The sequence below is a fragment of the Natronorubrum thiooxidans genome (genome assembly GCF_900156475.1).
Taxonomy (GTDB): domain Archaea; phylum Halobacteriota; class Halobacteria; order Halobacteriales; family Natrialbaceae; genus Natronorubrum; species Natronorubrum thiooxidans.
In genome coordinates this window covers 1-26,175 of the sequence record NZ_FTNR01000021.1, presented here as the reverse complement: position 1 = coordinate 26,175, position 26,175 = coordinate 1, and the positions used below count along the sequence as shown (strand labels likewise).

Here is a 26,175-nt window from a genome sequence, read left to right as displayed (position 1 = left end):
GCGATCGCGTCGCGCGCCGGGTCTTGAGTGTATAGCGGCGACCGGGACATTGAGTAGGGCGCATGTGGAGTGTCCGTGATCCCGGCGACGGACGTTGCCGAAGTCAGAGATCGTCGATCAGTTCGTCGATCTGTTCGAGGTTCTCCTCGTTGTCAAGCAGGTGCGCGCGTTCCTCGATGACTTCCTCTTCGTCGTCGGTCACGTGTAGACGTAGATGGCTGCTCGACTTGTAGGTTGGCGCCGGGTGATCACGTTCAGTCTCCGTCCTTCACCGCTGTTCCGCCTCGAAAGGTTCGATCTTCCAACTGAAACGGAAATCGCGGACGTACGGGCGAGTGACAACTGCGGCGAGTGCGATAGCCGCGATGGCGTTGAAGATGAGCAAGAGGAACGCAATCAATTGCAGATTACCGCCGACTTGGAACTGTTCCTGCAGGACGGACGCGATCAGACCGAGGCGCTCGAATAGGAGGACAACAAAACCGATGGAGAAGAACGTAGCGAGAACGGTTACAAACCTCGAGGCGGTCTGTTTGTTCAGTCTGATGTCCTGATACGTGTTGATCTTGGACTCAATCTTCTCCGTCATATCCTCGATAATCGGAGTCTGCTCAGCGGACTTGATGCGACCGTTCGAGAAGTGGTGGACGTGCCAGCTCGGCGTCTTCTCGCAGTGACAGACGATGAACTTCGAGCCGTCGCGGTGGGCCACGAAGTCGGTCTTCCCCGTGTCGATGTCGTACTGCGTAGTTTCCACCGGACATATTTCTCTCACCTCACGCCGCACCTCGTATCCCGAGTCCTCGAAATAGTCGCGTAGACTCTGCCGTACTCGGTCACGGAAGTCCTCGAGTGGGTTGTACTCGTAAAAATCGGATCCGATGGCCTCTTTCAGGTGTTTGACGTCCGTCGTGATTTTGTCCTCGAAATCGTCATTGAGGAACTCACGCCACGAGTAGCGGTGTTCCCGTTCAACCACCAGTTGATCGCCGAAGAACGAGACGCCGAACTCCATCGCCTGTGGCTCGAAATCGTGTCTCTCCATTTCATCCTTGTTGAAGAAGCAATGGAAGGTGATCTGGATTCGATCCAGCCACGCATTCAGGATGTATCTCGTGGAGTCGATCTGCTCCAGTTCGACGGAGTCGAAGATGGATCTGTTGCGCACCGCGTCAACCCAGTCCTCAATGAGGGAATCGGGGTCAAGTCGGTAGACCGAAGCTAGAACTTGCCTTGACTCGCCGCAGCCGCACGAGGAAGTCGCGATGCCGTGTTTCTCGCACCGCTGATCTTCAGAGATGGAGAAGTACGGGCGGATGTCGGGGATGATGTCCCGTTCTATGTGGAGGAAGTCGGCGTATTCCATCAGGTCTTGCTCCCGGAATTCGAGACTAGTGACGTCGCTCACGTCGGCCCGAAAGAAGGCTTCCTCTAGCACATCGGCTTCATCGGCTAAGATCATACAGGTCTATCGCATACTCGATGATTTCGACTGGACTCTCCCAGTCTTGTTGGAGTAGGTGGTTTAGGTGGTTGGACAGCTCATCGTAATCGATGCTCGTCTTTCCAAGTGACCGTTGCGAGTAGTCTTGGAAGAACTCCTCGATTTTGCCTTGAAGATCGTAGAAGTCGTCCACCTCGGAAACCTCGTCCATGTCGGCGGTTCTTGGAATGCCTTCGTCGCAGAGCTTTATCCCGATGTTAGCGATCATCGACTTGTACAGGCGAAGCTCTTCTGTCGGAGTCTGGTTCTTCTCGAAGTACTCCTCGATGAGATTGTTGAATGCAAGGTTGGTCTTTGAGATGTGGGAGTTCCGCATCATCGAGGACTTGCCGCGGAACTTCGCGCCGACGTAGGAGTAGATGAGTTCGATCAGTGGGGTTAGGAATCCATCGTACCCCCGAATGGTGTTTATCTGGAGGACGATGACGTCAAGGAGATCGGAGGGCACCGGTTTGGACGTGGTGAGGTGGCCGTCGTCGAAGATTCGGAGCATCACGTCGCGCTCGTCATCTGGGTCTGCGCCGGGATGATCGACGTAGTATTTGATCTTTCTGATCTGGCCAGCCTCGTCGGCAGCACGGATAACCTCGGTGTCAACCATATCTTCGTCCCGCTGTCCGGTGAAGTCGGCCGTGTCCACTCCGGCGATTTCAAGAGTGTAACCGAGTCCTGAGATGTCACCCTCCATCTCCTGCAGGAGGAGTAGGAGCTCCGTCTCGTTCATTTCCAACCGGTGCGTGCTTCCGACGCCGGTCTGCACCCCACTTCGGGCCATCTCGGTGACGGTCTTAGCTATGTCTGTCTTCAGACCGTCCTTGATCTTGGAGTAGTTCGACACCGCGGTGAGCCCGGTTTCTGTGTAGACCCGTGTCTCAACTCGGTAGCGGGCGGGGGCCTTGATGTGGTAGTCTGCACCGTATCGATCCACGGTGTTACCGGTCTCAGAGTCGATGATCTGAATTGGTATTTTGTCGTCCGGGTTGATGTCCTCAAGGTGGGCCGTTGTTCGGAACTGTAGGTCTATGGAGTTGGAGTTCTCTTCGTGATTGGTGAGGACGATGGGTTCAACGAGTGAGTCGAAGTCGCGGTCAATCCGTTCCTCGTTGTATTGATTGACGCGGCGTGCGAGATGTTCGCGAGAGAGGGATTCCTCGGCGACGAAGAGCTGCATGTTGAACTTGTCACCCTCCTCGCCGTACTTGTCGAAGAGTTTGGAGACGAAGCTTCTGTATGCCGAGGTAGAGAGTTGTTCCTCGGCTTCGTCGAAGAAGTCGTTCTTCCCCATCCGACTGACCTCGTTCTCTGACAGGGAGAGGTCTTGGAGCCGAGAGTCAATCTCAGGAGTTTCCGCCGTGATTCTCCCGGTTGGAATTCGGCGGATTTTCTCTGGAATGGAGTATCCGTCCCTGAAGAGGAATTGGTCAGTCGTCATATCTGTCTTCGGCGTAGACGATGGACTGTTCAACCTGTCTATCGAGATTACGTTTCATCCAGTCCAGTTGCTCCGTGGTCTTCTTGATCAGATCGTGAGGCTCCGTGAACTGGTCAATAGCGTGTTGCACGTCGCGTTCTTTCACTGTCTTGCGACCGTCGTCCTCGGCGTGTTTGCTGGCTTCAAGCCAGATTCTCTCCGCGACGAATTCGAGATGGTGTTGCAGTTCGTCGACTGCATCACCGCCTGCATTCAGATCGGAGTGCTGTTTGACGAATCGTTTCAGTGAGGTTGGTTTGACCGGGGGTGCGATGTCTTCGGTATCGTTTTCTTCTGTTTCTGCTTGTTCGGAGTCCTCTCCCTCAACAGCCATGACTCCTACCTGTCATTGGGGTCAAATAGTCCTTTCTACAGTTGGAGAGTGTTCGTCTTCCTGACCGGTCTCGTTCCAGATTAGCGACCGAGGTTCAAAACGGAGTTCGCGGACACGCGTTCGTCGCGGTTGGGGGTTGCACCGGGCCGGCGTTTATCCGAGGTGATAGCTTGGATCCGGATAGAGTGGTTGCACGGACGGATGTTCGTTTACAGGCCTGTAAGCGAGAGCGGTTCTTTAAGTGGAGCCTCTGCGGTAAACTGGCAACCCCTCTGGCCCGCCTAACCACTCACAAAGTATGATTGACGATACCAAGGATTACGCGAAGTACATTCGCGCCAGCACCGACACGCAGGAGAAGTCGCACCAGATGCATGACCTCGACAGGTGGCTTGAGGAGAACACCGCCATCGATCCCACTGAGATCACCAATTACGTTGACCTTGATGTCAGCGGGAGCACGCGCGACCGCGAAGACTACCTCGAACTCCTCGACCGCATCAAGAACGGCGAACTCGATCACGTCGTGGTCTGGGAGATCAGCCGCATCGGCCGGCGCGGCTCCATCATTCAGGAGTTCTTCGACGCGTGCGAGGACAACGGCGTCACCGTCCACATCACCAACGGGAAGGTGGACAAGATCAAGCCCGACGGCACGAATCGGTTCGTCGCCGATGTCGTCGGGATGGTCTACACTGAGGAACGCAGGCAGATCATCCGCCGCACCAAGTCCGGCCTTCGTCGCGCCCGGCGAGAAGGGAAGTGGCTTGGCCAGACGCCGACCGGCTTTGCTCGTAGTGATGAGGGCTACCTCCACCCCAACCTCTCTCCCGATTACGAAGAGGGTGAGACTAGCTACCTCGACGTCGTCCGGGCACTCGAGGCCATCGAGGATGGAGCGTCCTATCGTGAGGCCGCCCGAGAGATTCCAAACTGCACGCGGCAGACACTCATGAACATTCACAAGGACGACGAACGGCGGCGGTGGTATCTTGAGGAGGAAGCCGAGGACGAGCGCGTGGATGCAGCCCTTGACGAGATCGACCGCGCTGACGACTGACCCGGCGGCCTATTCATCACCGTCGATGAGTTCGAGTGCGCGGCGGGCGGCGTCGCGGGCGGTCTCGATGTTGTCGAGGGCTTCATCGTCGACTTCTTCGATGTCTTCTGCGTTTTCGAGGGTTTTGTGAAGTCCTGAACTGGCCATGGCGAGTTTCGACTTGATCTCGTTGAGTTCGTCCATACCTGCTCGTCACCTGTCCTGTCGGATAAATGTCTGCGTGTAGTCGGCGTTAATGCCCTCGGGGCAGCGTTTTTGGAGTTTCACGAGAGAAACGCGTGTGCCGGACGGGCCACAGGAGGAACGCCAGCGAACCACCTAATGGGGGTTCGCCGCCCACTCCGATAAGCCCGCTTCGGCGGTGGTTCAGGTGGAGTCATCGACCGTCCGCCGCGTTCGGCGGGCGGCCACGCTCCCGTTGCTACCCTCCGCTATCCATAACTTTATTGATAGGAACGAAGTGTCGTCAGAGCGTAGTAGCAGGTATGCTCGAGGACATCGAGGATGTCGACGGAGAGACGGAGCCACTATCCCTTCCCGACTATGACGAAGAGAAACTACGCGAGGAGAAGCGCGAGGAACTGGCCGACCAGCCCGATAAGGAGCTCAGAGCGGAGCTCGCGCGGATGGACGAGGAGGAACGCGAATGGTGCGACGAGTACGATGTCGACGGCCCGCGTGAACTGGAGGAGGGCATTATCTCGGAGATGGACGCGAGTGAGCGGCGGGAACGGCGTCGCGTCGCGTACTACTGGCGTCAGAACCAGCATATGCGCGGGATGATCGAGGGTGTGCTCGATGGTTAGCGCGCATGTCGAGATACCCATGGATGGGGAGCCACGCATTGCTGGCCGGAGACTCCCCGTGCTGACCGTGGTTCTACAGCTGGGTGGCTCGACACAATCCGTCGAGGAGTACGCGGACGAGCGCGGGCTGGACGTGGCGGACGTGACGGCGGCGTTGGCGTGGGCCGCCAACCACGAGGACTGGATGGACAGGCTGATCCAGAGGCGTGCGGACGCGATGCACGAGTTGACCGTGGAGGAGGACTACCCGCCGGACGTGGATCCGTCCGGTAAGGCGGATCCGGTGGCGTTCCAGACGCGTGCCCGGCGGGCGCTCCGCGAGGTGATCGAGGATTGGCGAGGTTACGGCGACAACAGGTTCGGTGACTGCTAAGAGTAGAGCGTACGGGCCTCCTGTCCCGTGCCGTCATCGTCCCATCCCTTCTGCGAGTGACCTCCCTACCACCCACCTGATTCCTCCGGTTGCTCTCAACTTGAATGCCGGCGTGGCGGGCTGCAGACCATTTCGTTTCGTATGCCCCGTATTGCCGGGGTACGTTTCACGAGTTCTGCTATCTGGCGATTAGCTCCACACGTTCCCGCAAGGTCTTGCACATTGAACGTGAGTGACCACCCCCTCGAGTTCCGATGAAAAACAGGGAGAAAATGGTGGTCAGTCGTCGATCTTGACCACTTGCCAGCTGGAGTCGTCTGGCCACTGTTTGGGCGCAAACTCGTAGAGATTGATGAATCCATCAATGATCTCGCCGAGAACGGAAATGGCAGAATACCACGATGTCGATCCTACTGCCGCTACATGATGGGGCGGTTATGGAAGCCTCGGTTACGAGTTACCTGCTCTTTTAGGCGGTGAAGACGAGGAAGTACGAGTGGTTCTTTCGAGCGTGCTGCTGTGTTACAATTCCTTGTGACGATGGTGTGGTCTGTCCAACAAGGACAAACAAATCGGTCGTAGTGAACCCTAACTCTTCACAAATTTCAATGATTTCAACATGGGTGAGATGTTGCTTGCCGCTAGCTACTTCGTCCATCGTCTTCACGATGTACGTTCCTCCCTCCCGAAGCACGCGTTTCGCTTCCTTCGCTCCGCCGGCATACTCGTGAAGTACCGCATCGTGGCCAGTACGTTTGCCTTCGAAGACGGTACCGTACTGTTCAACAATCCACGCTTCCTCGTCACCATCGCGCCGATCTTCATTGTATAGACCACTAGCGTAGGGCGGATCGAAGACGACCGAGTCGAGTTCGCTGTCGTCGTACGGAAGGTCGTGATAGTTGACTCCGGAGTTGTCGCTCGGAGAACGTTCTGGCTGAATGTCTGTCGCGCGAAGTTCGTACGCATCAACGTCAACTTGTTTCCAGAAAACGCCTTTACCGAAGGTGACGTCTGCGATTACTGCGCCTTTCTCGACGTGCAGGTCAAGAATATCCGGGAATAGATCCTCGTTCGTGCCGATGTGAGCTGAGAGAATTAACTCGTCCGGCGAGAGGATTTCTCCCTTGTCGGATGATGTGCCATCCTTGTCGGTGGGGGTAGCCGCGGATGGGGTTCCAGTATCCGAGGACTCAGAAGGGTGGCGTTGATGTACCATCTTGTAGGCCCCGCTGATAGATTGATCGCCACGGTCTAGTTTATTGACTTGGTTGACTGCGACTGGATCGTCGTCTTGAGCGGCCTCCCAGACGGTGCGGGCGTAGTCATAGGTCTTGCCAGACCCAATGTTGATTTTCTCGGCGACGACATCGCGAGTACGCGCGAACTCAGAAACCTCACTATCGGGTACGTTTTCCCGAAGGTCTGTACGCTGGCCTTGACGCTGACGTGCCCGGGCAGCCTCAATCTCGTGTAGCACCTCGGATTCTCGCATTTTCTGGCTGAAGGTCTTATCTCGCTGGCGGTTGAGATCGATCAAAGCTTCCTTTTGGTCGAGTTCATCGGCGAACTCTTGAACGATGACCGGTACTATCTCAAGGTCAAGCTGTTTGCCGGCCTCCCATCGCCGGTGACCCGAGATAATCAGGTCAGTAGGGGTGACAATAAGTGGGGTGTGAATTCCATTGTTCTCGATGGAGTCAAGGAATGTTTCCTTAAGATCAGTCCGGTCGCCGTACGTACGTTCGTTAAGGGGATGGGGTTGGAGCGTCTCGAGGTGCCGAGTTTCTACTCGAGGCTGGTAGCCAGATTCTACAGATAGGTAGTCTGGAAGTTCTGTCACTTCTTCTTTAGGCGGTGATGAGTTCGATCCCACAAGGATGGTGTTCTCCTCGAGAGAAATACGTCTGTTCTTTGATAAGAGTAAGTATTAAGATACCTATTCGGAAAGAAGCAGTTCGAAATTAACACTTAGTGATTCACTGAGCAGTCACTACAGTCGATGGTTAGGACGCTATCGAGAAGATGTGTGAAGAGTAAGACCAAATGTGATAATGCGGCGACCGATTTCGAAATGTAATATAGAAACAAAAATCTATAAGTTTGAAATTGATCTTCTCTTATCACGTGTTCAGCGTCGAGGAGAAAAATCGAGCGATCTGAGAAGGTATAGCGGCCACACGGCGATTGAGGGGCGTGCAAATATTGAACAGCGCAAATAGATAGTTGCAACTTCGCATATGAACACACACGATAACGACGGCGCCGAGATGTCTGAATCTGATGAGAGCGATTCGACCATGCCAACCAAGCTTGCCGTTCTTGACCTCGTTGGTGCTGCGTACGAGCGTGACCCCGATCAGATCGGCATCGACATTCGGGTTGAGGAGGCTGGGCCCGTGATCATTGTCGAAGATGACGGAGAGGGTACGGCACCCACGGAATTCGAGAGATTCTTCGACGCGTCCGCAGAGGATGTGCCGTTCTACGGTGCTGAGGAGGTTCATGTCGTCACCAAAAAAGACGGGCAGGTGTGGCGAGCGTCAAGTGAGAATCCCCCTGAGTACCAGATCACAGAATTCAATTCCGGATATTGGGAAGGTGGTACGCGTGTCGAGGTTGTGAACCTCGATGCTCCTGACGACATCTGCGAACGTATCTCTGAAGCGGAGCTCCGGGAATACGCTGCACTCGACGAAAGCGAATGGACAGCACTCGTTTCGGTTAACACAGACGAGAACGCTTCTAGCGTTCGGAGACTGCGTGATCTCTGAGTTCGGAATCGTCACAGATGAACGATAAACGATCCTCGAGCACGATGCAGAAGTCAAATATCGAGGCTTCGAAACTCGCGGAACTTGTGGAGTCGGTGAGCGAAAATAGAGACACAGAGCGGATCAAGCCCGACAATATTTTCAGAGAGATTTCTGCCCATCCGATTGGCTCGAAGTTGCGTTTGGAGTTTGATTTGCATATTGGAGAAGCAGAATGTGACGAGATCGTTCCGGGTGACCTTGAGAGGAGTGTCCTTGACGAATCGACCGTCGTTGCCCTTGCCGCCGAAGAAGACGCAACAAAGCTTCGGGAAGCGGTTAGTAACCGAATGTACGATGCGATTGTCAGAGGAGTCACTCAAGGACTCAACGGTGACTTCGATGGCGTTCGCCACCGGCTTGACCGATATGCGTTCTGTACCGAACGCCATCAGTTTAAAGAAGAAAATGGAAGTGCCACGTTCATCGTGCCTCTCGGAACCCTGTGGGATGTTACGAAGCAACTCCGTGAAGTCACTATTCACGATACGCTGGAAAACGAAGTGTACAACGTCGTTACAGTCCATGGGGACGGAGTGGTTGTTGAACTGAAAGAGGGTGGAAATACGGCTCAGGAGGAGCGATTTCCTATTTTCGGAAACGAGGGGATCCGAAGTAGTCGATATGTGTTTCCGAACCAGTCACATGACGACCTTCCGGATATTCTTGTGAACTAACGTGGAGATGTCCTCATACCGACTGTCCCAAATGTGGCTCGAAATATCGCAACAGTGAATGGCTGCTCGGGTGAGGACATTTAGGCGATGATGGCTACAACACACGTGTAATATGGAATACTGAAAGTTCTGACAGTGATTGGTCAGATTCGTCGAGTCGTGCGAGATACATAACGTATGTCGGTCACGCTACTTGTTTGCCCTTAGCGTCAGATACAGATGACATAGTAAACGCGAGCACTGTTACCGGTATTCTTCCAGATCGAGGAACATGATCGTATTCTCCCAACTGTTATCTTTCCCCGAGTTGCTTTCTACGAACCCGAATTTTTTGTAGAAATCTACGACATCTTCATGAGCGTGAAGTACGATGAATCGAAACGGGATGCTTTGGTCACGCTCCAATGTGTCCGCAATGATGTACCGCATCAGGTACTTTCCTAATCCGACATCCTGATACTGCCTATCAACACCAATTTGTCCAAGAAGACGGCTTGGAACTGCAGGAGGCAGGTCATCTTCGTTTTGGAGTTTCTCCGCGTATTGGGTTTCAGACCCGTCATACGCATCGCTCTGAAAACTGTACGGAGCGAGTGTGAAGAACGCAGCAAGTGTCTCGTTGTCGTAGACTAAGCGAGTATGCCCTAATCGATATTCGTGGAACTTAACCGCTTCTTTTGTCTGGATAAACTCGTTTATATCCGATTTCCCGCAATCGAAGTCAGAGGTATCCGCGTCAGAATTCAATTCAACAATGCTCGGATCAAAGGAAAACTTATACTTCGAAGAAAGCAGTGATTCCGAGGACATCAATTAGGACGCTAGTCCTCGGATTCACTTCGGATCTCCGCCCGAAGCTCGTCAACAGCGGCCTTCTCTTCGTCAGGGACTGTCGTCTCCTCGACCCGGTTCATCGTCTCACGGAACGCATCAGGGGTGAACGCGGGAACCGGCTTCGGGTATGCCATGTCTGAGACGACGTGTGTATTAGATAAAAATGCAACGGTTTCACCCCATCTGGAGAGAGTGATGAACAGAATCTCTCTGTTCAGCACGCTTGTTTGGCAACCATCAGAGAGGTAGATAGCCGCTCCGGTAACGCCTTCGTCTGTACTGATCGACCACTACCTCTCGGCCAGCCGCTCTCCTATCTTCGCCTTTGAGTCGACTCAGCTACTAGACCGCCAAGAATTCTCGTACGCCCTAATAGGCAACCGACGCCGGGATTTATGGAGACGCGTCGAGATGTCTTGTTTTGTGACGGCGTGGGGACTTCCGACCGCTCGACGCGGAAACAGGGTTCAAGATCTTCGACGCGGCCAGTATCCCCGATTCCGCAGAGAAAGTTCGGGTACGAGAAGGAATCCGACGCGAGAATTGGGTAGTCTGCCCTTCAGAGGCCTTGTGGAGGCTGAGACGCGGGTTCGATTCTCGCACCCGGACTATTCTGCGACGAACGGACGTGAGGAGCGAATAGTTCCGGGAGAGATCGAACCACGCGAGACGAGCGGTAGCGAATCTCGCAGTCGGGTCCGATTCTCGCACTCGAGCCGGTTCCCATCACCATGGGTTCGGTCTCGAGCCCACAACTCACAGCGCGTCATCGAGAAACCCAGTCAAGCGCTCCACGAAGTACGCCGGTCGCTCCTCGGGAATCCAGTGACCGGCGCGGTCGACGACCTCGCCGTCGACGTCGGTTGCGACCGCGTTCATATCTTTGATCGGCCGGTCACGAAACGAAGCCGCACCGCCGAGCGCGAGGACCGGCATCTCGAGTGGCTCCTCGGCGTGGGCGGCGTTGTTCTCGACGTCGTCGTCGTAGGCACGATAGTACTCGAAGCCGCCGCGTAACCCGCCAGTCTGTGCGTAACAGCGGACGTACTCGTCGCGGGCCACGTCGTCGATCGCACTGGGATCGTACGCGCCTTTCTTGTAGAACCACGAGAGATACAGCCGTTCGCGCCCGGCGACGAGTCGTTCGGGCAGATCAGGAACGTTGTGAAAGCGTGTGTGCCAGAGCCGGCGTTTATCCGCCTCGTTGACACCCGGAATGCCCGCCTCGAGAACGCAAAGCGCTGCGACGTCGTCGCGATACTGAGCCGCGTAGGCGTACGCCGTTGGCATGCCCCAGTCGTGGCCGACGAGTGCGACCGGCTCGTCGTCGAATCCGAGATGAGAGACGAGTTCGCGAACGTCGGTCGCAACGGTGTCTTTGTCGTACCCCGTCGCGGGAACCGACGAGTCGCCCATTCCGCGCAGATCCGGCGCAATAACAGTGTAGTCGGTCGCGAGGTGAGGGATGACGTTACGCCACTCGTACCACGTCTGGGGCCAGCCATGCAACAAGACCAGCGGTGGCCCCTCGCCAGCGGTCACGTAGTGCAGTTTGACGTCGTTGACACGTGCCAGTCCATGCTCGATAGCCTCAAGTTCGTCGACAGACATATGCCACCAATACACACAAAACTAGTTTACTCTTCGGTCTAGCCCGCCTCGACCCGATCAGGTCGACCAGCCTCGAGCGGGCGCACGTCGCAGACACACCCATTATCGTTCCAGCCGTACGGTTGCCCGATGCCAGACACGGATGGCCCGTTCGAATGTGCAGCCTGTGGAACCACGGTGGCGTTCGAGGACGCCCGCCGCATAAAAACGATGGGTGGCTTAGATCCAACGAAGTGGCAGACGCTGTGTTGTTCAAACTGTGGCTCGCGACTGCGGACCATCTACGTCGGTGAGTGAGCTCACCTTTCTGCCTCGGTCAGCCGTTGCACCTCGCCGTCAGCAAGCGAAAGCTGCGAGGCCGCAACGTTCGCCTCGAGATGAGCGAGATCCGACGTTCCCGGAATTGGAAGGATCACGTCCGAGCGCTCGAGGAGCCACGCCACGGCGACCTGGCGTCGGCTGGCGTCGTGATCGGCGGCGATGTCGTCGAGGAGGTCGCCATGGGTGTCGAGGTCAGCACCATTGATCGGGGCCCACGGCATGAAGCCGATATCGTGCTCCGCACAGGCTTCGAGGACCGCTCTGTTCGATCGGTCGCCGAGGTTGTACCGGTTCTGGACCGTGGCGACTTCGACGTGTTCGCGGGCGATCTCGAGTTGCTCGACGGAGACGTTACTGAGTCCGACCTGCTCGACGAGGCCGTCGTCTTTGAGTTCGGCGAACGTCTGGACGGAGTCTTCGAAGGGCGTGTCCGGATCGGGACGATGGAACTGGTAGAGGTCGATACTGTCGGTTCGCAACCGATCGAGAGAGGTAAGCACCTGATTCCGGATGTATGCCGGTTTGCCGTGGGCGATCCACTCGCCCTCACGGTTGCGCAACAGCCCTGCTTTGGTCGCGACAAGGACGTCCTCGCGGTCGCCGATCGCCTCGCCGATGAGACGTTCACTGACGCCGGGCCCGTAGGAGTCGGCCGTATCGATGAAGTCGACGCCACAGTCGACCGCCCGCTGGAGGACCTCGAGCGCGGCTTCCTCGTCCGTTGGCGGCCCGATAATCTCCTCACCACAGAGACGCATTGCGCCGAATCCCAGTCGGTGGACAGTCGTCTCGCCGAGTTCGAACGTCTCGCTTTCGTTTTCGATCGTCGAACTGCTCATGGACGGTATACTTGACAGAGCAGAATAATCGTTGGCCGTTCAGCCGCCAAGACACGTCGCCCTCCGAACCGTTTCTCGACGGTCAGTGACGGCCGAGCGTTTTTGAAACAGTGTGTTATATACACACATGGCCTAAACGGGTAGCGACCGTAGATATCGTGTGGTCACTCCCGGACAGCTCTACACAGCGATCGTCATCATCCTCTTGCTCTTCGCGTTGGGGCTTAGTATCCCGGTTCTCAAGCGCATTCTCGTTGAGGGACTCGAGCGACGGCAGAAGTGGAATGCCGGAGAGCTAAAACGAGACACCGACGACGAGGCGTCCAACCGAGACCCGCACAGTATCCTCGAGGAGGAGACGGACGGGCATCCACACCTGACGTGTCGTCAGTGTGGTGCAGCGAACGATCCGGGATTTAGGTACTGTCATCGCTGTACAGCGAAACTGTGATCCACGCTTTGGCGCAGGGCTCGAGTTGGTCGGGAATCCGGACGACTCACGACGCAGCCGGCACACGGTTGCTCGTTGCAACCGTCTGCAACCTCTCGAATGTGATCTCCACCTGATACGGTCTGCTGTACCGAGTTCCCGCCGATCACCAGAGACGGGGTCGGTGATCGGCGGGAATTGACGACAGCAGTCCGTATGAGAACCTGCTCGCTTCGCTCACAGACGTTCAGTCTAGTTCAACTGAACGGTCGCGTCACGGAAAATCGACTGTCCAGTCACGTAGTCCCTTACCAGTTCGGTCGGAGGCTTTTGTCGTTCTCGAACCAAGAGAGAGCACGATCTAAGGCATGGCCACCCCGTTGTCGAATCGACCGATTCTGGGCCGCGCCGTTAGACCAATTCTCGCCCTCGTGACCGTCACCACGGTCGGGATCATCGGATACGTGCTGCTCACAGGGGTCGGGTTGGTGGAGGCGACATTTTGGCTGGTTGATTTGACGAGTGTCGAGTTGCACTTTCAGAACCATGCCGGTCCCGAGCAGGTGACGAAAGCCTTCGCGGTCGCGGTGCGGATCGGGATCATCCTCTCGAGCCTGTGGATCGGCGAGACGGTCCTGTCGGCAGCCTTCGGCGGTCAGATTACGGAGGAACTCAAACACATGCAAACGGAACGAAAGATCGAGGACCTATCGGATCACGTCATCATCTGCGGGTACGGGATCTTCGGGCGCACCCTCGCCGCGCAACTGCGCGATGACGGCCACGACGTCTTGATAATCGAACTCGACCAAGCCGAATTCGACCGCATCGGTGAAGAGACACTCGCCATCCAGGGCGACGGCCGCCGCGAGGACGTCCTCGAGCGGGCTAACATCACGACAGCGGCGACGCTCATCGGAGCCATCGACGACTCGAACGCGAACATCCAAATCGCCATCACGGCGAGTCAACTCTCGCCGAACCTGCGGGTGATTGTCCGCGTTGGCGACGAAATGTACGAGTCCGTCGCCCGGCGCGCCGGCGCTGACGAAGTCGTCATCCCCGAAGTTCTCAGCGGCGATACCGTCAGTGAGTGGCTCTGATGCCATGGACAGACGCACACGCCACGAGTAATCTCGAGGCTCTCCGTTTTAGATGGGGACGAAGCACCTCCGTGATTCAAATACGTTCGAATAGATGTCTGCTCGGGAGTTTGCTCGGAGCAGAAATGTCGTCCCGGATTTGAACCACGCGAAGACGGTCGCTCGCTTCGCTCGCGCTGTGTCTTCTCTCGTTCAAATCCAATCGGGGAATACTTTCAGCTCGGCGAATTGCATCGTGGAAAAGGTATGCCGCCTCCCGGATTTGAACCGGGGACAGCTCGATCTTCAGTCGAGTGCTCTCCCAGTCTGAGCTAAGGCGGCGCACTTCTATCTCTGTCGATGGTATAAAAAAGGATTTCGGAACAGCGGCGCTATGAGTGTGCGTACCACAGTCGTACTCGAGTCGCCCAGTAGCCCCCCAAGTAGGAGCAGCAATCCGAAGTAACGGGAAGGATACACTCGCGTATATCAACCGTTGATCGCCGTCTGTTGGATTTGTAGATATTCAAGACACCCTTTTGCGGTCTGGCGGGTAATATTGTGTTATGCAAGGACTTACCTCGGATCGAGACGTGCAAGAACTCTCTGCAGACACGATCCTCGAGTTGCTGGCAAACCGTCGGCGACGATACCTTCTCTACGCGCTTCGTGGACGGGACGACCCGATCGAACTGTCGACGCTGGCCGAGCAGGTCGCCGGCTGGGAACTCGACGTCCCACCGGACGAGGTCGCAAAAAACGAGTATAAAAGCGTCTACGTCTCCTCCGTGCAGTGTCACGTGCCGAAACTGGCCGATGCGGGTGTCGTCGACCACGACGAGGACAACCACACCGTCGTCCTCTCGGATAACTTCACACAGCTCGAGCCGTACCTCCGCGTCGTGGTCAAGGACGAACCAGAGAACTCGACGCTGCATGCCGCCCTCGAGACCGAATCCGGCGACGGACTGCTGGGACAGATCCGAGAAAACGTTGCCCGACTCAAACACTGACGACGCCTGTGTTGATGGGATTCCCCAGGTGTGGTGTCGTCCGGCCGGCTCGAACGAGACTCGCCGGTGGTGACGATCTACACACCACGTGCGCGATTCTGACGATTCACTAGCAGTTACCGACGGCGTATCCTCGAGTTACTGGCGCGTGGTATCCTAATCACGAGTAGCCGTATTTGTCAGCCAAACGTACGATCACCGCTGTCGGCGACTGCTAACGTGACCGGTTCAGCGGCTCCGTAACTATTGGGCACCACCACAACGAGACCGACGAGAACAATGTGTAACTCTCGAGTTGATGAGGCGTTCCGGCCCGCACCTGTCCCGGAGGAGTGGCACCCACACTCGAGTACCGGTGTCGTCGGCGTTCGAATCGCTGCGATGGAGTCCGATCGACCATCGCCGTCGGCGTGGATCTGGTCGTCACAGTGGCTTGATCTCGTCGCCAAGCGATAGACTGCCGCTCACGAATTGTTCGTGGTAGAAATGGGCTCGGACGGGTTCGAACCGAAATCAGACGTGCTCGCTTCGCTGCGCGCGACTGATAGGGTTCGAATCCACCGCTCGTTCCACATACCTGCTGCTCGCGATATTGCTCGCAGCAGGAAGTGGGCTCGGGCGGGTTCGAACCACCGACCTCGGCCTTGTAAAGGCCGCGTCATGACCAACTAGACCACGAGCCCGCATTCGGACACAGTCACCCCGTCCGAATAACCTTTACTTTCTCGCGTCGGAGGAGTTGACATGGCCCTCGAGCGCGCCTGGTCGGTGCTGGTGGCCGCTCTCGCCGTTTCACTGATTGGACTGCTCGTTCTCCAGCTCGGGATCGTGACCCCGCCGTGGGCGGAATCGCAAGCCGACGTACGAGTCCTCGACGGCGACACCGGCGACGAGCTGGCCGCGATCGACGTCGAGGTCGCCGACACGCAAGCCGAGCGCTACACCGGCCTGAGCGATCACGAGTCGCTCGAGGACGGCAAAGGGATGCTGTTCGTTCACTCGAGTGAAGCCGAACGCACCTACGTCATGCGCGAGATGGCCTTCGACATCGACATCATCTTCATCGGTGCCGACGGCGAGATCACGACGATCGAACACGCCCGCGCGCCCGAGCCCGACGAGGACGGCAACGACCTCGAGTACACCGGGCAGGCGAAGTGGGTCCTCGAGGTGCCACGTGGCTACGCCGACGAAACTGGCATCGGCGTCGGGGACGAGGTCGTCATCGACTACGAGTGATACTGCCGACCTGGGTCGCGTTTCGCTGCCTCGCAAACCCTTATCCGCAGCGACCCCGGAGGCGAACCTAATGCAGGACGTCGACTGGGAGAAAGACGACCCGTTCGAGGACCAGCGGGATCGGGTCGAGAGTCCGATGCGGCGGTTGCTCTTCGAGTACGGGCGGCCGTACTGGGTTTCGGTCACCGTTGGGCTCATTTCGAGCGTGCTCGCGCGGGCGCTCGATCTGTTACCCGCGCTCTTGCTTGCGATTGCGATCGATGCGATCTTCGGCGATGCCGTCTTCACCGAACAGGTCCCGCTCGTGATCCTGCCGGAAGCATGGCTGCCGGCGACCGCGGACGGGCAGTTCTGGTTCGTCGCCATCGTTATCGGGGCCTCGTTCGTCTTTGGCGCGCTGTTTCACTGGCTGCGAAATTGGGGCTTTAACTCCTTTTCACAGGAGATCCAACACGACGTTCGAACCGCGACCTACGACAAGATGCAGCGACTCGACATGGAATTTTTCGCCTCGAAACAGACCGGCGAGATGATGTCGGTGCTCTCAAACGACGTCAACCAACTCGAGCGCTTTCTCAACGAGGGGATGAACTCCGCGACTCGACTGATCGTGATGGTGGTCGGCATCTCCGCGCTGTTGTTCTGGCTCAACCCGCAACTGGCGCTGGTCTCGCTTGCGCCTGTGCCGTTGATCGCGGGCTTTACCTATCTCTTCGTCAAGAAGATCCAGCCGAAGTACGCCGCCGTCCGTTCCTCGGTCGGGAAGGTAAACTCCCGCCTCGAGAACAACCTCGGTGGCATCGGCGTCATCAAATCCTCGAACACGGAAACGTACGAATCGGATCGCGTCGAGGACGTCTCCCGGAAGTACTACGACACGAACTGGGAGGCGATCTGGCTTCGAATTCGGTTTTTCCCCGCTCTGCAGCTGATCTCGGGGATCGGATTCGTGTTGACGTTCGCCGTCGGCGGCTACTGGATCTTCACCGGCAGCGGTCCGGGACCGTTTACGGGTACGCTCCAGACCGGGACGTTCGTCGCCTTCATCCTCTACACCCAGCAACTCGTCTGGCCAATGGCCCAGTTCGGCCAGGTTATCAACATGTACCAGCGCGCGGCGGCAAGCAGCGAACGCATCTTCGGCCTGATGGACGAGGAGGGCCGAATCGAACGCGACGAGGGGGCCAAGGCGCTCGAGGTTAGCGAGGGGACCGTTGAGTACGACGACGTGAGTTTCACGTACGAGAATCACAGTGTGTCACACACTGTAGACGAGAACGAGCCCCCATCGAGCGATGACCAGCGCGACGTGCGAGACGACGACCCTGGGGACAAGATCATCGACAGCATCTCCTTCGACGTCGACGGCGGCGAGACCGTCGCGCTCGTCGGCCCCACCGGAGCCGGAAAGTCGACCGTCCTCAAGCTTCTGCTTCGACTGTACGACGTCGACGAGGGCGAAATTCGGGTCGACGGGCAAGACGTTCGTGATGTCTCGCTCTCGAGTCTCCGCCAGTCGATGGGCTACGTCGGCCAGGAGTCGTTTCTCTTCTACGGCACCGTCGAGGAGAACATCACCTACGGCTCCTTCCAGGCGAGCCGCGAGGAGATCGTCACAGCGGCCAAGGCCGCAGAGGCCCACGAGTTCATCCAGAACTTGCCCGACGGGTACGACACGATGGTCGGCGAGCGCGGCGTCAAGCTCTCGGGCGGCCAACGTCAGCGGGTCGCGATCGCTCGCGCGGTGCTCAAAGACCCGGCTATCCTCGTCTTAGACGAGGCCACCAGCGACGTCGACACCGAGACCGAGATGCTCATTCAGCGCTCGATCGACGACCTGACCGAGGACCGGACCACGTTCGCCATCGCCCACCGGCTCTCGACGATCAAAGACGCCGACCAGATCCTGGTCTTAGAGGACGGCCGGATCGTCGAGCGTGGCAGCCACGAACAACTGCTCGAAAACGATGGGCTCTACTCACACCTGTGGGGCGTCCAGGCTGGCGAGATCGATGAACTGCCACAGGAGTTCATCGAGCGTGCCCAGCGCCGCCAGGCGCGGACGGAAGTCGAAACCGACGACTAACGACCCTAGAACGACTCCTGTTCGCGCTGTCCCTCCTGGTCCGGCGCACCCTCATCCTGGCGATCTTCTCCCACCGCAGGTGGGGTGCGGTCGCTGTAGTTTTTCCGCCCGATCGCATCGTCGCTGACCATGTTCATGATCGCCTGTGTGACTTCATCGGCGGACTCGTACTCGTCTTCGTTCAGTGGCTCGAGGAGTTCCTCGAGTGTTGCCGTCTCGTCGCCCATCTCGATTTCCGCGTCGCCGTGCTGTTCGAACAGTTCGTCTTCGCCAACCGGATATGTCTGGCTCTCGAGGGCGTCGCCGAGGTCACCCAGTTCGACGCCGAGTTCGCGACTGTTGTCGGACATACTCGAGGGATAGGCGAGGTGTCGGAAACCAGTTGGCCCTGCGTTCGCCATCGGTCGCACAGAGCGGGACCCGTCGTCGACACACAGGGATTGTCCGTCGATCGTCGACTGCAGAATCACAGTACCCGGCACGACTGCAATCGCACCGATTACACCGGCTACAGCGACCGTCACCAGACTGCCATCCAGGGCGGCAAGCCCCGCCAGCGCGCCGAGTGCGAGCGTCGCTATCACGGCGTGCGGTGTCGTTCGCGGTCGAGACCGAGGCCGGCCGATCGACCAGGCTGTGAGGCCGCCGGCGGCGAGTGCGGTGTACGTGACTGATCGCCCTGTAACATCACTGACGACGAGTGCGACGAGTGCAAGACCGAGTGTCAGTGTGAAGGCACTCGTCGTCCGATCGAACGGCGAGCGCTCGAGGAGCCACAAGACCGCCACGAGATAGGCGACGCCGACGGCGATTCCGGCGACGATATCGCCCGGATAGTGAACGGCAAGAACGACCCGCGAGCAACTCACCGCGAGGACGATGACGCCCGCAACGGCCAACCGAACCCGCCGTGTTCCGGTCCGGGGCGTCAGCGCCAGCAGACCGTAGGCGACGGTGGCCCCGAGCGCGTGTCCGCTCGGAAAGCCGTAGCCGCCGATCGTCACCGTCGAGACGTAGCTCGACTCGAGCGCTGGTGGTAACACGGCAGGGGTCGCTGCGACGAGGGCCGGTCGGGGGAGTACAAAGACGTACTTCAGCGTGGTCATGACTGCCAGCCCGCCGACGACGACACTGACCATCCAGATTGCGGGCGTCGCCTCGGGTGGACCTGTCTCCGCTTGCTGCGGTGTGTTGGATCCACTGGTGGATCGTCGCCACGTAAGCAGCCACGACGCGATGACCGTGATCGAGATCACGATCCAGACGTCGCCGAGCCGCGTGACGAGTGCGGCCAATAGTAGGAGCCACTCGGGCATCGAGCCGTGAAGCGTTTCAAGGAGATCGCCGCCGCGATACATACCAGTCAATCCGACAGACGACGATATAGCAGCCGGAGTAGCACCTGCAAGCCCCCGAAAGACGTTCCCTACCCGACGCAGTCACCGAGGGTTTCATGCCGACGCCGTGGGAGTATTTCTCCATGAATCTTTCCGATGCAACGTGGACAGAGATCCGTGACCTCGAGACTAACCTCGCGGTCGTTCCCGTTGGGAGCACGGAACAACACGGTCCCCACGCACCGCTCGGGACGGACGTCCTGACCGCCGAGGCGGTCGCCGACGCCGGCCTCGAGCGTGTCGATCACGACGTCGTCCGAGCGCCGGCGATTCCAGTCGGCATCGCCGAGGAACACCGTCAGTTCCCCGGAACGATGTGGGTCTCATCCGGGACGTTTCGAGACTACGTCCGCGAGGCCATCGAGAGTCTCGCCCACCACGGCTTCGATCGCGTCGTCATCGTCAACGGCCACGGCGGCAACGTCGACGCGCTGCGGGAGGTCGGCGCAACGATTACACGAACCGGCGACGCCTACGCCGTGCCCTTCACCTGGTTCGAGGCCGTCGGCGACCATTCTGCCGAGATGGGCCACGGCGGCCCCCTCGAGACCGCCTTGCTTCGCCACTGCGAGCCCGACCTCGTCCGCGAAGACCGGATCGACGAGGCACGCGCTGGCGGTGCTGAGCGCTGGGGAGAGTGGGTGAGCCACGTAAATCTGGCCTACGATTCGGCCGAGTTTACCGACAACGGCGTCGTCGGCGATCCCAAAGCGGGCGACAACGAACGGGGCGAAGAACTGCTCGAGTTGGCTGCGGATGCGCTGGCTCGGCTGCTCGAGGCCGTTGCCGAGCGAGACGTCTCACGGCCCGAAGGCCGGTAACGGGTACGAGCTGGCGGACAACGGGCGAGCGATCCGTGTCGGATACGGGCCGGTGGGCCGTCGATCCCTACTCCTCGTCTTCGTCGTCGGCTTCGGCTTCGGCTTCGCCACCAGCGTCCTGAAGCGTCCCGCGAAGCGCCGGGATCGTCGACGTGAGTTCGCCGACCTGCTCGCCAGCCTCGGAAATGTCCTCGATGGCCTCGTCGAGGGCTTCGATTTCGGTCTCGAGGTCGTCGGCGTCCTCGAACGCGTCCGCGCGCTGGCCCATCGTGAACCACTTCTTGGCGTCACGGAGCTGTTCCTCGGCGTCGCCGACGTTCAGTGCGGAGTTGAGGCCGTTTAATACGCCCAGTACGTTGTCGGCGTCGGTCTCCCAGACTGCCTCGGCGTCAGGAAGTGCGTCCCACGCGTCCTCGAGTGAGGATTCGACGTCCTCGCGCATCTCGTTGGCCGCTTCCCCGAACAGTTCCTCGTCGTCGCCGAGTGTCGCTTGGCTCATACTTGTTCCTTCACGGGGATCAGGGTTAAAAGATCGCCCGAAAGTGAAAGTGAAAACGGACTCGAGAAGGCTGATATCGCCGAATCGGCACCCGAATTTCGAAAGGGAGGTGATTCAACGGAGCGACCGGCGGTTAGCGGTTGCGAATCGACTCGAGTTTCATCAGCGGGTAGCCGTCTTCCATTGCCATGTGCGTGACGACCGTACAGCCCTCGTAGTCGACAACGATCTCGACCTCGAGAAAGCGGCCCGTCAGTTCGGTATAGTCGGCCGTCGAGTCGGCAAGTTCAGCCTCGAGATCGTCAGTTCGGACGTCAACGGTCACGTCGATACAGTGGGGCTGGTTTTCGATTGCCTCCTCCATCGCTGTCGCGAGGCTGGATGCACTCTCCGGTGCGATCGGCGTGCCGGCGAACTGGTGATAGAGCGAACCGAACTTGATACCGGCCTCGAAGCAGGCGGCTTCGGCGTCGGTCGGGGTCTCGTCAGTCGACATGCGTGAGGACTCGAGTGCCGTCGGGAAGTCGATTCCGATCCGAGAAATGACTTGTGCGACCGACGACCACGCCGGCGCAGAATCGCACGTTACTTATCGACGGTATGCCTCACACCGAACGAATGGCACAGTCGGTCCTGCTTACTGGGGCTGCGGGGCGGGTCGGGACGGCCATCCTCGGCGGCCTCGCAGACGAACACGAGTGGCGTTTACTGGATCGCGATCCGCCGACGGACGACTACCCGGGCGAGTTCGTCGTCGCGGACATCACCGACGAGGACGCCGTCCGCGAGGCGATGGCGGGCATCGACGTCGTCCTCCACCTCGCGGGCGATCCCCGAAAGACCGCTCCGTGGGACAGCGTCCTGACGAACAACATCGACGGCACCCAGACGGTCTACGAGGCCGCCGTCGACGCCGGCGTCGAGAAGGTCGCCTTCGCCTCCTCGAACCACGCCGTCGGCGCGTTCGAGACCGAAGAGCGCACCCCCGAAATGTATCGAACAGACGACGACTACCTGCTCGACGGGACGGAACTTCCTCGACCGGGCAATCTCTACGGTGTCTCGAAGGTCACCGGCGAAGCCCTCGGACGCTACTACCACGACGAGTACGGGATCTCGGTCGTCAACGTCCGTATCGGCAACCTCACCGAAGGCCACCCACCAATCGACTACGAGCGTGGACAAGCGATGTGGCTTTCCTACCGCGACTGTGCACACCTGTTCGATCGCTGCATTCGCGCCGACTACGACTACGAAATCGTCTACGGCATCTCCGACAACGACCGCAAATACTACTCGATCGAGCGGGCACGTGAGGCCCTTGATTACGAGCCACAGGACAACTCCGCCCGCCACGACTGAACACCTCCTCGATTCGCGCTCAGTCGCTCGTTATTATCGCGTGCCGATCAGAACAGCCCGTCGACATCTGTTTCTCGAGCCTGTCGCCTGCCGACGTGGCTGGTGAGACGCTGATAGACGATCCCGCGATGTTCGGTTTCGCGAACGAAATCGAACAGCAGCGCGATGAACTGGCTGTCGTCGTCGCCGGCCTTGAGGTCTCGTTCGGCGTACGTTCGGGCCTGTTCGACTGGCGCTTTGTCGAAACCCCACTCGTCAGCGAGGACAGTCGCCGCGATCGCCGTCGACGCAAACTCGAGAGTCGAAAGCGTCGGAACCTCACCCTCGTGTTCGAGTCGGACCGGCGACCGGCGCTCTATGAGCTCTGGATCCGCCGCAAGTGCGGTGAGAAATGCCCGAATCGGCGGGAGATTGACTTCGCGATAGTCCGGAGGTAACTCCGCGAGATACTCAATCGCGCTGTCGGCCAGTCCGACAGCACCCACCCAGTTTCGTTCGCTGGCGTGGTAGATCGCAGCCGTCCACTGAATCAACCCGTGGAGCAGTCGCTCATCGTCGGTGTCGGACTCGAGGTCGAGCCACCGGTCCTCCCAGGCGTCGTGGGCAGCATGGTAGTAGCCCGCGTTGTAAATCGCGGCCCCTGCCCGAAGCTGGTCGCGCATAGCCGGCGTAGGCACTCGAGCCTCGAGAGCGTGTCGGACTAATCAAAAAGTAGTCGTGTGACGAGCCGCAGTCGCCGGATACGTACCGCCTCCGGCAGGGCGGGCAGACAACTGTGGAAGGGGAACAGCGAATCCCTGACCGGTTACTGGCCGCCACCGGTCATGGCGGTACTCACTAGCACCGTCGTTTCCCCTATTATTATGCAGTGGCTTCTACAGTGTTACTGCGTGATACCAATAGACAACTCGTTCCGAACGAGCTGTTAATAGGTTCCTACCAGGAATCACAACGGATTCAGGGACAGGCACTGCCGGATTCTCTTTCCTTTTGGCGAGACTATTCGAAGCCGTCTTCCCATCGGAACCGGCCGTTTCGTTGGACGACCGTGCCGTCGACCTCGAGTCGCGACTCCTCGCTGACGTCGGTTATCATGTCGACGTGAACGGCCGACTCGTTTCCGGACTCATCCTCGGGAAGGTTCGCATCGTAGGCCCGCCCAAGCGCGAGATGGACCGTCTCCCCCATCTTCTCGTCGAACAGGATGTTGTCCGTGTAGCGGTCGATACCACGATTCATTCCGATCCCGAGTTCGCCGAGTCGGCGCGCCCCATCATCGGCGTCAATGATCTCGGCGATAACGTCCACCCCTTGGTCAGCATCGTACTCGACCACCTCGCCGGAGTCGAACTCGAGACGAACGTTTCGGACCGCTTCCCCGTGCAGCGTCATCGGGACGTCGAACGTCACCTCGCCTTCGGTGGCGTACGGTGCGGTAAACACCTCGCCACTGGGGAGGTTATGCGAGTCGTAGGCCACCGAGGCAGCGCTGTTGACGGCCGTGCGACCGTCGATCCGCATCGTGAGATCGGTGTTCGTCGAGACGAGTCGGACCTCCGACCCCTCGTCGAGCAGTTCCTTCACTCGAGCCATCTCCTTGGCCAGCGACCCCCAATCCCTGAGGATCGCGTCGTACGCGAACTCCTGATACGCCTCGTAAGCCATGTTGGCCTGCTGGGCGAGCGAACGTGTCGGATGGACCGTCGACACCCAACGCGTGTCGAGTCGTCGTTCGCGAATTCCGGCTCTGGCGCTGTTGTAGGCCTGTCGACGCTTACCCGGAACGTCCGCCGTTGCACTCGTGTTTCGGCCGCCCCCAAGCGAAAGATAAACGTCGGCCTGTTCGACCAGTGCAAGCTCGTGGGCTGGGTTCGCATCGAAGTCACCATTGTGAGCCCGGAGATACGCTCGCGTGATTTCGCCGGAGCTGTAGGTCGAAAGGAGGTTCGCCCGCCGCTCGCCGAGACACTCGGCGACTGCAACCGCGAGTTCGTGGGCATCGGGCCCTACTGAGAGCACGACGTTATCGCCCGCCTCGACGCGGGCACTCCAGTCGACCAGTACCTCGGCGTGTTCACGAACGCGTTCGTCCATATCGGTCACTCTCGAGGCCGGTCACTAAACGCTCTCTGTTCAGCGAGCCGAAATGCGTTCGATCCGGGAGGCCGAACGTTCACGTGAGATCGAATATATCCCTTGAGCATACTATCTTTTCAAAGAATTAGACGCCGATAACCGCCCTTAACAGTCATTTCTCACGGTCCTGAGAAAATACCACTCGAAGATTTAGCAGTTTTAAAATACAGAAACCACGGCTTCAAAGCCGAATTTTCGGCCATTTCAGTCGAGTGTGTGTCTGACTCTCGAGAGGACATGTATAACACAACTATTATACGTGACCGGGTACACTCTTTGATTGCAATGGCGAAAGGAAACGTTGATTTCTTCAACGACACAGGCGGCTACGGTTTCATTTCGACGGACGACGCGGACGATGACGTTTTCTTCCACATGGAAGACGTTGGCGGTCCGGACCTCGAAGAAGGTACAGACATCGAATTCGATATCGAACAGGCCCCCAAGGGCCCCCGCGCCACCAACGTCACCCGCCTGTAATACGGCCTCTCACGTTCGGTAACGGGTTTCACATTCGATTATACATTCTTCAAGACACCTACTTCGGAAGCGATAGCGTTGTCTCTGTACGCAGAGAGCCACAGTGATAGCAACACGCATCTCAGGGTGCCTCCGGAAACGAACGCTGTAATCCCTTCTTACTGACACTGACCTGAATTGTCAGATCTAGTCTTACAGTTAGTCTGTCGAATGGGTTCCGAAACAGTTGATACGAGAACGATAACAAATAGTTGGTTAGTTGGTGTGTTCGTGTGGTAACAAAATGGACGATCTGACCGGATTTCAACGGGATCTTCTGTACGTGATCGCCGGTGCTGACCAGCCGTCTGGTCAGGACGTAAAAGACGAAGTCGAGCAGTACTACAACAGTGAAATCAATCATGGCCGACTGTATCCAAACCTGGATACACTTGTCAACAAAGCGCTCGTCGAAAAAGGACAGCTCGATCGACGGACGAACTACTATGCCATCAGCGATCGCGGACTCGAGCAAATCAAAGCCCGTAGAGAGTGGGAACAACAGTACATCGACTAGTACCCACTCTTATTCGTGGGGTCGCTAACCGACACCATGGCGTGTATCCTACAAGCACGATCAGAAACGTCGCTGCGCACCTCTTGCACAAGATATCGATACAATGGGTGTACAGACCGTTCCAGTTGTTACTATTGTTAGTGTTAATATTAAGTATGAGTGGAAGCGGCGAAACGAGTTTCCCAGAGGGTCGCCCACTCCAGTACTCACCGTAACGCAGACGGGCTTATCTTCCGTGTTCGGGATGGGTACGGGAGGAACCCCGCCGCTATGGCCGCTGTAATGCCGACCGGCGGAATCGAACCGCCGTCAGACCACTGTCGGTCGCTGCTACGATATGAATGGAGGCGGCGAAACGAGTTTCCCAGAGGGTCGCCCACTCCAGTACTCACCGTAACGCAGGCGAGCTTATCTTCCGTGTTCGGGATGGG

At 58.1% G+C, this 26,175-nt stretch carries 30 protein-coding genes, 2 tRNA genes, 2 rRNA genes and 1 pseudogene; 16 read left to right on the top strand and 19 right to left on the bottom strand.

Features of this window, described 5'->3' with window-relative positions; translation table 11 throughout:
• Positions 1–268: 268 nt before the first annotated feature.
• Genes BW940_RS18860 through BW940_RS18850 form a run of 3 tightly spaced genes read right to left on the bottom strand, consistent with a single transcriptional unit; the run spans position 269 to position 3,309 of the window.
• Positions 269–1,462, bottom strand: a complete 1,194-nt coding sequence (locus tag BW940_RS18860; protein WP_076610733.1) for a hypothetical protein — start codon at positions 1,460–1,462, stop codon at positions 269–271.
• On the bottom strand, positions 1,446–2,936 hold the full coding sequence (locus BW940_RS18855; RefSeq protein WP_143823949.1) for a hypothetical protein: 1,491 nt from the start codon (positions 2,934–2,936) through the stop codon (positions 1,446–1,448). The genes BW940_RS18860 and BW940_RS18855 overlap by 17 nt, the downstream gene beginning before the upstream one ends.
• Positions 2,926–3,309: a histone-like protein gene (locus tag BW940_RS18850; protein ID WP_076610731.1), complete on the bottom strand. Its 384-nt coding sequence runs from the start codon at positions 3,307–3,309 to the stop codon at positions 2,926–2,928. Before BW940_RS18850 ends, BW940_RS18855 begins: the two co-directional genes overlap by 11 nt.
• 298 nt (positions 3,310–3,607) lie before the next feature.
• On the opposite strand from BW940_RS18850, the gene BW940_RS18845 reads away from it, so the two are divergent.
• Positions 3,608–4,369 (top strand): recombinase family protein, encoded by a 762-nt coding sequence (locus tag BW940_RS18845; RefSeq protein ID WP_076610730.1) that lies wholly within the window; start codon positions 3,608–3,610, stop codon positions 4,367–4,369.
• A 9-nt stretch (positions 4,370–4,378) separates the two neighbouring features.
• On the opposite strand, the gene BW940_RS21605 is transcribed toward BW940_RS18845, so the two are convergent.
• The gene (locus tag BW940_RS21605; RefSeq protein ID WP_159440194.1) at positions 4,379–4,552 is read right to left on the bottom strand and encodes a hypothetical protein; all 174 of its coding nucleotides are present in this window, start codon (positions 4,550–4,552) and stop codon (positions 4,379–4,381) included.
• A 302-nt stretch (positions 4,553–4,854) separates the two neighbouring features.
• On the opposite strand from BW940_RS21605, the gene BW940_RS18840 reads away from it, so the two are divergent.
• Together BW940_RS18840 and BW940_RS18835 are read left to right on the top strand one after the other, a co-directional pair.
• On the top strand, positions 4,855–5,175 hold the full coding sequence (locus BW940_RS18840; protein WP_076610729.1) for a DUF7342 family protein: 321 nt from the start codon (positions 4,855–4,857) through the stop codon (positions 5,173–5,175).
• A complete protein-coding gene (locus BW940_RS18835; RefSeq protein WP_076610728.1) occupies positions 5,168–5,548 on the top strand; it encodes a DUF433 domain-containing protein in 381 nt (126 codons plus the stop codon). Before BW940_RS18840 ends, BW940_RS18835 begins: the two co-directional genes overlap by 8 nt.
• Before the next feature lie 469 nt (positions 5,549–6,017).
• Here BW940_RS18835 and BW940_RS20925 read toward each other — a convergent pair whose 3' ends face one another.
• Positions 6,018–7,424, bottom strand: coding sequence for a ParB/RepB/Spo0J family partition protein (locus BW940_RS20925; protein ID WP_159440193.1), 1,407 nt, complete (start codon positions 7,422–7,424; stop codon positions 6,018–6,020).
• A 364-nt stretch (positions 7,425–7,788) separates the two neighbouring features.
• On the opposite strand from BW940_RS20925, the gene BW940_RS18820 reads away from it, so the two are divergent.
• Both BW940_RS18820 and BW940_RS18815 read left to right on the top strand, forming a co-directional pair.
• Positions 7,789–8,322 (top strand): ATP-binding protein, encoded by a 534-nt coding sequence (locus BW940_RS18820; RefSeq protein ID WP_076610727.1) that lies wholly within the window; start codon positions 7,789–7,791, stop codon positions 8,320–8,322.
• 17 nt (positions 8,323–8,339) lie between these two features.
• The gene (locus tag BW940_RS18815; protein ID WP_143823948.1) at positions 8,340–9,038 is read left to right on the top strand and encodes a hypothetical protein; all 699 of its coding nucleotides are present in this window, start codon (positions 8,340–8,342) and stop codon (positions 9,036–9,038) included.
• Positions 9,039–9,281: 243 nt separating this feature from the next.
• Here BW940_RS18815 and BW940_RS18810 read toward each other — a convergent pair whose 3' ends face one another.
• The 3 genes from BW940_RS18810 to BW940_RS18805 form a co-directional block, all read right to left on the bottom strand.
• Entirely contained in the window at positions 9,282–9,848 is a 567-nt protein-coding gene (locus tag BW940_RS18810; RefSeq protein WP_076610725.1) for a GNAT family N-acetyltransferase, read from the bottom strand.
• An 11-nt stretch (positions 9,849–9,859) separates the two neighbouring features.
• Positions 9,860–10,006 (bottom strand): hypothetical protein, encoded by a 147-nt coding sequence (locus tag BW940_RS21600; protein ID WP_159440192.1) that lies wholly within the window; start codon positions 10,004–10,006, stop codon positions 9,860–9,862.
• A 622-nt stretch (positions 10,007–10,628) separates the two neighbouring features.
• Positions 10,629–11,483 (bottom strand): alpha/beta fold hydrolase, encoded by an 855-nt coding sequence (locus tag BW940_RS18805; RefSeq protein WP_076610724.1) that lies wholly within the window; start codon positions 11,481–11,483, stop codon positions 10,629–10,631.
• A 129-nt stretch (positions 11,484–11,612) separates the two neighbouring features.
• Here BW940_RS18805 and BW940_RS21905 point away from each other — a divergent pair, with 129 nt between their 5' ends.
• Positions 11,613–11,780, top strand: a complete 168-nt coding sequence (locus tag BW940_RS21905) for a hypothetical protein (RefSeq protein WP_173834920.1) — start codon at positions 11,613–11,615, stop codon at positions 11,778–11,780.
• A 2-nt stretch (positions 11,781–11,782) separates the two neighbouring features.
• Here BW940_RS21905 and BW940_RS18800 read toward each other — a convergent pair whose 3' ends face one another.
• On the bottom strand, positions 11,783–12,643 hold the full coding sequence (locus BW940_RS18800) for an aldo/keto reductase (protein ID WP_076610723.1): 861 nt from the start codon (positions 12,641–12,643) through the stop codon (positions 11,783–11,785).
• Between the two features lie 160 nt (positions 12,644–12,803).
• Here BW940_RS18800 and BW940_RS18795 point away from each other — a divergent pair, with 160 nt between their 5' ends.
• Together BW940_RS18795 and BW940_RS18790 are read left to right on the top strand one after the other, a co-directional pair.
• Entirely contained in the window at positions 12,804–13,094 is a 291-nt protein-coding gene (locus BW940_RS18795) for a zinc ribbon domain-containing protein (RefSeq protein ID WP_076610722.1), read from the top strand.
• Between the two features lie 347 nt (positions 13,095–13,441).
• Positions 13,442–14,176: a potassium channel family protein gene (locus BW940_RS18790; RefSeq protein ID WP_076610721.1), complete on the top strand. Its 735-nt coding sequence runs from the start codon at positions 13,442–13,444 to the stop codon at positions 14,174–14,176.
• 247 nt (positions 14,177–14,423) lie between these two features.
• Here the strand turns inward: BW940_RS18790 and BW940_RS18785 are convergent.
• A tRNA-Phe gene (locus BW940_RS18785) sits at positions 14,424–14,497 on the bottom strand.
• A gap of 224 nt (positions 14,498–14,721) precedes the next feature.
• Between BW940_RS18785 and BW940_RS18780 the strand changes: the two genes are divergently transcribed.
• Together BW940_RS18780 and BW940_RS21900 are read left to right on the top strand one after the other, a co-directional pair.
• Positions 14,722–15,168 carry a DUF7344 domain-containing protein gene (locus BW940_RS18780; protein ID WP_076610720.1) on the top strand — a complete coding sequence of 149 codons (447 nt, stop codon included), beginning with the start codon at positions 14,722–14,724 and terminating at the stop codon, positions 15,166–15,168.
• A 279-nt stretch (positions 15,169–15,447) separates the two neighbouring features.
• The gene (locus BW940_RS21900) at positions 15,448–15,624 is read left to right on the top strand and encodes a hypothetical protein (protein ID WP_173834919.1); all 177 of its coding nucleotides are present in this window, start codon (positions 15,448–15,450) and stop codon (positions 15,622–15,624) included.
• 153 nt (positions 15,625–15,777) lie between these two features.
• On the opposite strand, the gene BW940_RS18775 is transcribed toward BW940_RS21900, so the two are convergent.
• Positions 15,778–15,851 (bottom strand) — tRNA-Val (locus BW940_RS18775).
• A 61-nt stretch (positions 15,852–15,912) separates the two neighbouring features.
• On the opposite strand from BW940_RS18775, the gene BW940_RS18770 reads away from it, so the two are divergent.
• Complete coding sequence (locus BW940_RS18770; RefSeq protein WP_076610719.1) at positions 15,913–16,407, top strand: DUF192 domain-containing protein; 495 nt, start codon at positions 15,913–15,915, stop codon at positions 16,405–16,407.
• Between the two features lie 70 nt (positions 16,408–16,477).
• Complete coding sequence (locus BW940_RS18765) at positions 16,478–18,493, top strand: ABC transporter ATP-binding protein (RefSeq protein WP_076610718.1); 2,016 nt, start codon at positions 16,478–16,480, stop codon at positions 18,491–18,493.
• A 5-nt stretch (positions 18,494–18,498) separates the two neighbouring features.
• Here the strand turns inward: BW940_RS18765 and BW940_RS21240 are convergent, their stop codons facing one another.
• Complete coding sequence (locus BW940_RS21240) at positions 18,499–18,843, bottom strand: DUF5789 family protein (protein WP_076610717.1); 345 nt, start codon at positions 18,841–18,843, stop codon at positions 18,499–18,501.
• Positions 18,844–19,269: 426 nt separating this feature from the next.
• A pseudogene (locus tag BW940_RS22180) lies at positions 19,270–19,632 on the bottom strand (phosphatase PAP2 family protein); the annotation flags it as partial.
• A 341-nt stretch (positions 19,633–19,973) separates the two neighbouring features.
• On the opposite strand from BW940_RS22180, the gene BW940_RS18750 reads away from it, so the two are divergent.
• Positions 19,974–20,711, top strand: coding sequence for a creatininase family protein (locus BW940_RS18750; RefSeq protein WP_076610740.1), 738 nt, complete (start codon positions 19,974–19,976; stop codon positions 20,709–20,711).
• Between the two features lie 67 nt (positions 20,712–20,778).
• Here the strand turns inward: BW940_RS18750 and BW940_RS18745 are convergent, their stop codons facing one another.
• Entirely contained in the window at positions 20,779–21,210 is a 432-nt protein-coding gene (locus BW940_RS18745; RefSeq protein WP_076610716.1) for a DUF5790 family protein, read from the bottom strand.
• 133 nt (positions 21,211–21,343) lie between these two features.
• Complete coding sequence (locus BW940_RS18740) at positions 21,344–21,706, bottom strand: dihydroneopterin aldolase family protein (protein WP_076610715.1); 363 nt, start codon at positions 21,704–21,706, stop codon at positions 21,344–21,346.
• A gap of 122 nt (positions 21,707–21,828) precedes the next feature.
• Here BW940_RS18740 and azf point away from each other — a divergent pair, with 122 nt between their 5' ends.
• Entirely contained in the window at positions 21,829–22,572 is a 744-nt protein-coding gene (azf, locus tag BW940_RS18735) for an NAD-dependent glucose-6-phosphate dehydrogenase Azf (RefSeq protein ID WP_076610739.1), read from the top strand.
• Positions 22,573–22,619: 47 nt separating this feature from the next.
• Here the strand turns inward: azf and BW940_RS18730 are convergent, their stop codons facing one another.
• Together BW940_RS18730 and BW940_RS18725 are read right to left on the bottom strand one after the other, a co-directional pair.
• Positions 22,620–23,234: a DUF309 domain-containing protein gene (locus BW940_RS18730; protein WP_076610714.1), complete on the bottom strand. Its 615-nt coding sequence runs from the start codon at positions 23,232–23,234 to the stop codon at positions 22,620–22,622.
• A 337-nt stretch (positions 23,235–23,571) separates the two neighbouring features.
• A complete protein-coding gene (locus BW940_RS18725; RefSeq protein WP_076610713.1) occupies positions 23,572–24,666 on the bottom strand; it encodes an aminopeptidase in 1,095 nt (364 codons plus the stop codon).
• Between the two features lie 327 nt (positions 24,667–24,993).
• On the opposite strand from BW940_RS18725, the gene BW940_RS18720 reads away from it, so the two are divergent.
• Both BW940_RS18720 and BW940_RS18715 read left to right on the top strand, forming a co-directional pair.
• A complete protein-coding gene (locus tag BW940_RS18720) occupies positions 24,994–25,188 on the top strand; it encodes a cold-shock protein (protein WP_006087767.1) in 195 nt (64 codons plus the stop codon).
• Positions 25,189–25,471: 283 nt separating this feature from the next.
• Positions 25,472–25,744 (top strand): PadR family transcriptional regulator, encoded by a 273-nt coding sequence (locus BW940_RS18715; protein WP_076610712.1) that lies wholly within the window; start codon positions 25,472–25,474, stop codon positions 25,742–25,744.
• Between the two features lie 160 nt (positions 25,745–25,904).
• Here BW940_RS18715 and rrf (BW940_RS18710) read toward each other — a convergent pair.
• Both rrf (BW940_RS18710) and rrf (BW940_RS18705) read right to left on the bottom strand, forming a co-directional pair.
• A 5S ribosomal RNA gene (gene rrf, locus BW940_RS18710) occupies positions 25,905–26,026 on the bottom strand.
• A 60-nt stretch (positions 26,027–26,086) separates the two neighbouring features.
• Positions 26,087–26,175, bottom strand: a 5S ribosomal RNA gene (rrf, locus tag BW940_RS18705); the annotation flags it as partial.

What these genes read in the sequence shown, in the direction of transcription:
- BW940_RS18820 (WP_076610727.1), top strand. Translation starts at nt 7,789, where the DNA reads ATGAACACACACGATAACGACGGCGCCGAGATGTCTGAATCTGATGAG.
- BW940_RS18745 (WP_076610716.1), bottom strand. Translation starts at nt 21,210, where the DNA reads ATGAGCCAAGCGACACTCGGCGACGACGAGGAACTGTTCGGGGAAGCG.
- BW940_RS18780 (WP_076610720.1), top strand. Translation starts at nt 14,722, where the DNA reads ATGCAAGGACTTACCTCGGATCGAGACGTGCAAGAACTCTCTGCAGAC.
- BW940_RS18730 (WP_076610714.1), bottom strand. Translation starts at nt 23,234, where the DNA reads ATGCGCGACCAGCTTCGGGCAGGGGCCGCGATTTACAACGCGGGCTAC.
- BW940_RS18855 (WP_143823949.1), bottom strand. Translation starts at nt 2,936, where the DNA reads ATGACGACTGACCAATTCCTCTTCAGGGACGGATACTCCATTCCAGAG.
- BW940_RS21600 (WP_159440192.1), bottom strand. Translation starts at nt 10,006, where the DNA reads ATGGCATACCCGAAGCCGGTTCCCGCGTTCACCCCTGATGCGTTCCGT.
- BW940_RS18720 (WP_006087767.1), top strand. Translation starts at nt 24,994, where the DNA reads ATGGCGAAAGGAAACGTTGATTTCTTCAACGACACAGGCGGCTACGGT.
- BW940_RS18815 (WP_143823948.1), top strand. Translation starts at nt 8,340, where the DNA reads ATGAACGATAAACGATCCTCGAGCACGATGCAGAAGTCAAATATCGAG.
- azf (WP_076610739.1), top strand. Translation starts at nt 21,829, where the DNA reads ATGGCACAGTCGGTCCTGCTTACTGGGGCTGCGGGGCGGGTCGGGACG.
- BW940_RS18770 (WP_076610719.1), top strand. Translation starts at nt 15,913, where the DNA reads ATGGCCCTCGAGCGCGCCTGGTCGGTGCTGGTGGCCGCTCTCGCCGTT.
- BW940_RS18805 (WP_076610724.1), bottom strand. Translation starts at nt 11,483, where the DNA reads ATGTCTGTCGACGAACTTGAGGCTATCGAGCATGGACTGGCACGTGTC.
- BW940_RS18790 (WP_076610721.1), top strand. Translation starts at nt 13,442, where the DNA reads ATGGCCACCCCGTTGTCGAATCGACCGATTCTGGGCCGCGCCGTTAGA.
- BW940_RS18860 (WP_076610733.1), bottom strand. Translation starts at nt 1,462, where the DNA reads ATGATCTTAGCCGATGAAGCCGATGTGCTAGAGGAAGCCTTCTTTCGG.
- BW940_RS18740 (WP_076610715.1), bottom strand. Translation starts at nt 21,706, where the DNA reads ATGTCGACTGACGAGACCCCGACCGACGCCGAAGCCGCCTGCTTCGAG.
- BW940_RS18850 (WP_076610731.1), bottom strand. Translation starts at nt 3,309, where the DNA reads ATGGCTGTTGAGGGAGAGGACTCCGAACAAGCAGAAACAGAAGAAAAC.
- BW940_RS18750 (WP_076610740.1), top strand. Translation starts at nt 19,974, where the DNA reads ATGAATCTTTCCGATGCAACGTGGACAGAGATCCGTGACCTCGAGACT.
- BW940_RS18765 (WP_076610718.1), top strand. Translation starts at nt 16,478, where the DNA reads ATGCAGGACGTCGACTGGGAGAAAGACGACCCGTTCGAGGACCAGCGG.
- BW940_RS18715 (WP_076610712.1), top strand. Translation starts at nt 25,472, where the DNA reads ATGGACGATCTGACCGGATTTCAACGGGATCTTCTGTACGTGATCGCC.
- BW940_RS21900 (WP_173834919.1), top strand. Translation starts at nt 15,448, where the DNA reads ATGTGTAACTCTCGAGTTGATGAGGCGTTCCGGCCCGCACCTGTCCCG.
- BW940_RS21240 (WP_076610717.1), bottom strand. Translation starts at nt 18,843, where the DNA reads ATGTCCGACAACAGTCGCGAACTCGGCGTCGAACTGGGTGACCTCGGC.
- BW940_RS18845 (WP_076610730.1), top strand. Translation starts at nt 3,608, where the DNA reads ATGATTGACGATACCAAGGATTACGCGAAGTACATTCGCGCCAGCACC.
- BW940_RS18835 (WP_076610728.1), top strand. Translation starts at nt 5,168, where the DNA reads ATGGTTAGCGCGCATGTCGAGATACCCATGGATGGGGAGCCACGCATT.
- BW940_RS21605 (WP_159440194.1), bottom strand. Translation starts at nt 4,552, where the DNA reads ATGGACGAACTCAACGAGATCAAGTCGAAACTCGCCATGGCCAGTTCA.
- BW940_RS18800 (WP_076610723.1), bottom strand. Translation starts at nt 12,643, where the DNA reads ATGAGCAGTTCGACGATCGAAAACGAAAGCGAGACGTTCGAACTCGGC.
- BW940_RS18810 (WP_076610725.1), bottom strand. Translation starts at nt 9,848, where the DNA reads ATGTCCTCGGAATCACTGCTTTCTTCGAAGTATAAGTTTTCCTTTGAT.
- BW940_RS21905 (WP_173834920.1), top strand. Translation starts at nt 11,613, where the DNA reads ATGCCAGACACGGATGGCCCGTTCGAATGTGCAGCCTGTGGAACCACG.
- BW940_RS18840 (WP_076610729.1), top strand. Translation starts at nt 4,855, where the DNA reads ATGCTCGAGGACATCGAGGATGTCGACGGAGAGACGGAGCCACTATCC.
- BW940_RS18725 (WP_076610713.1), bottom strand. Translation starts at nt 24,666, where the DNA reads ATGGACGAACGCGTTCGTGAACACGCCGAGGTACTGGTCGACTGGAGT.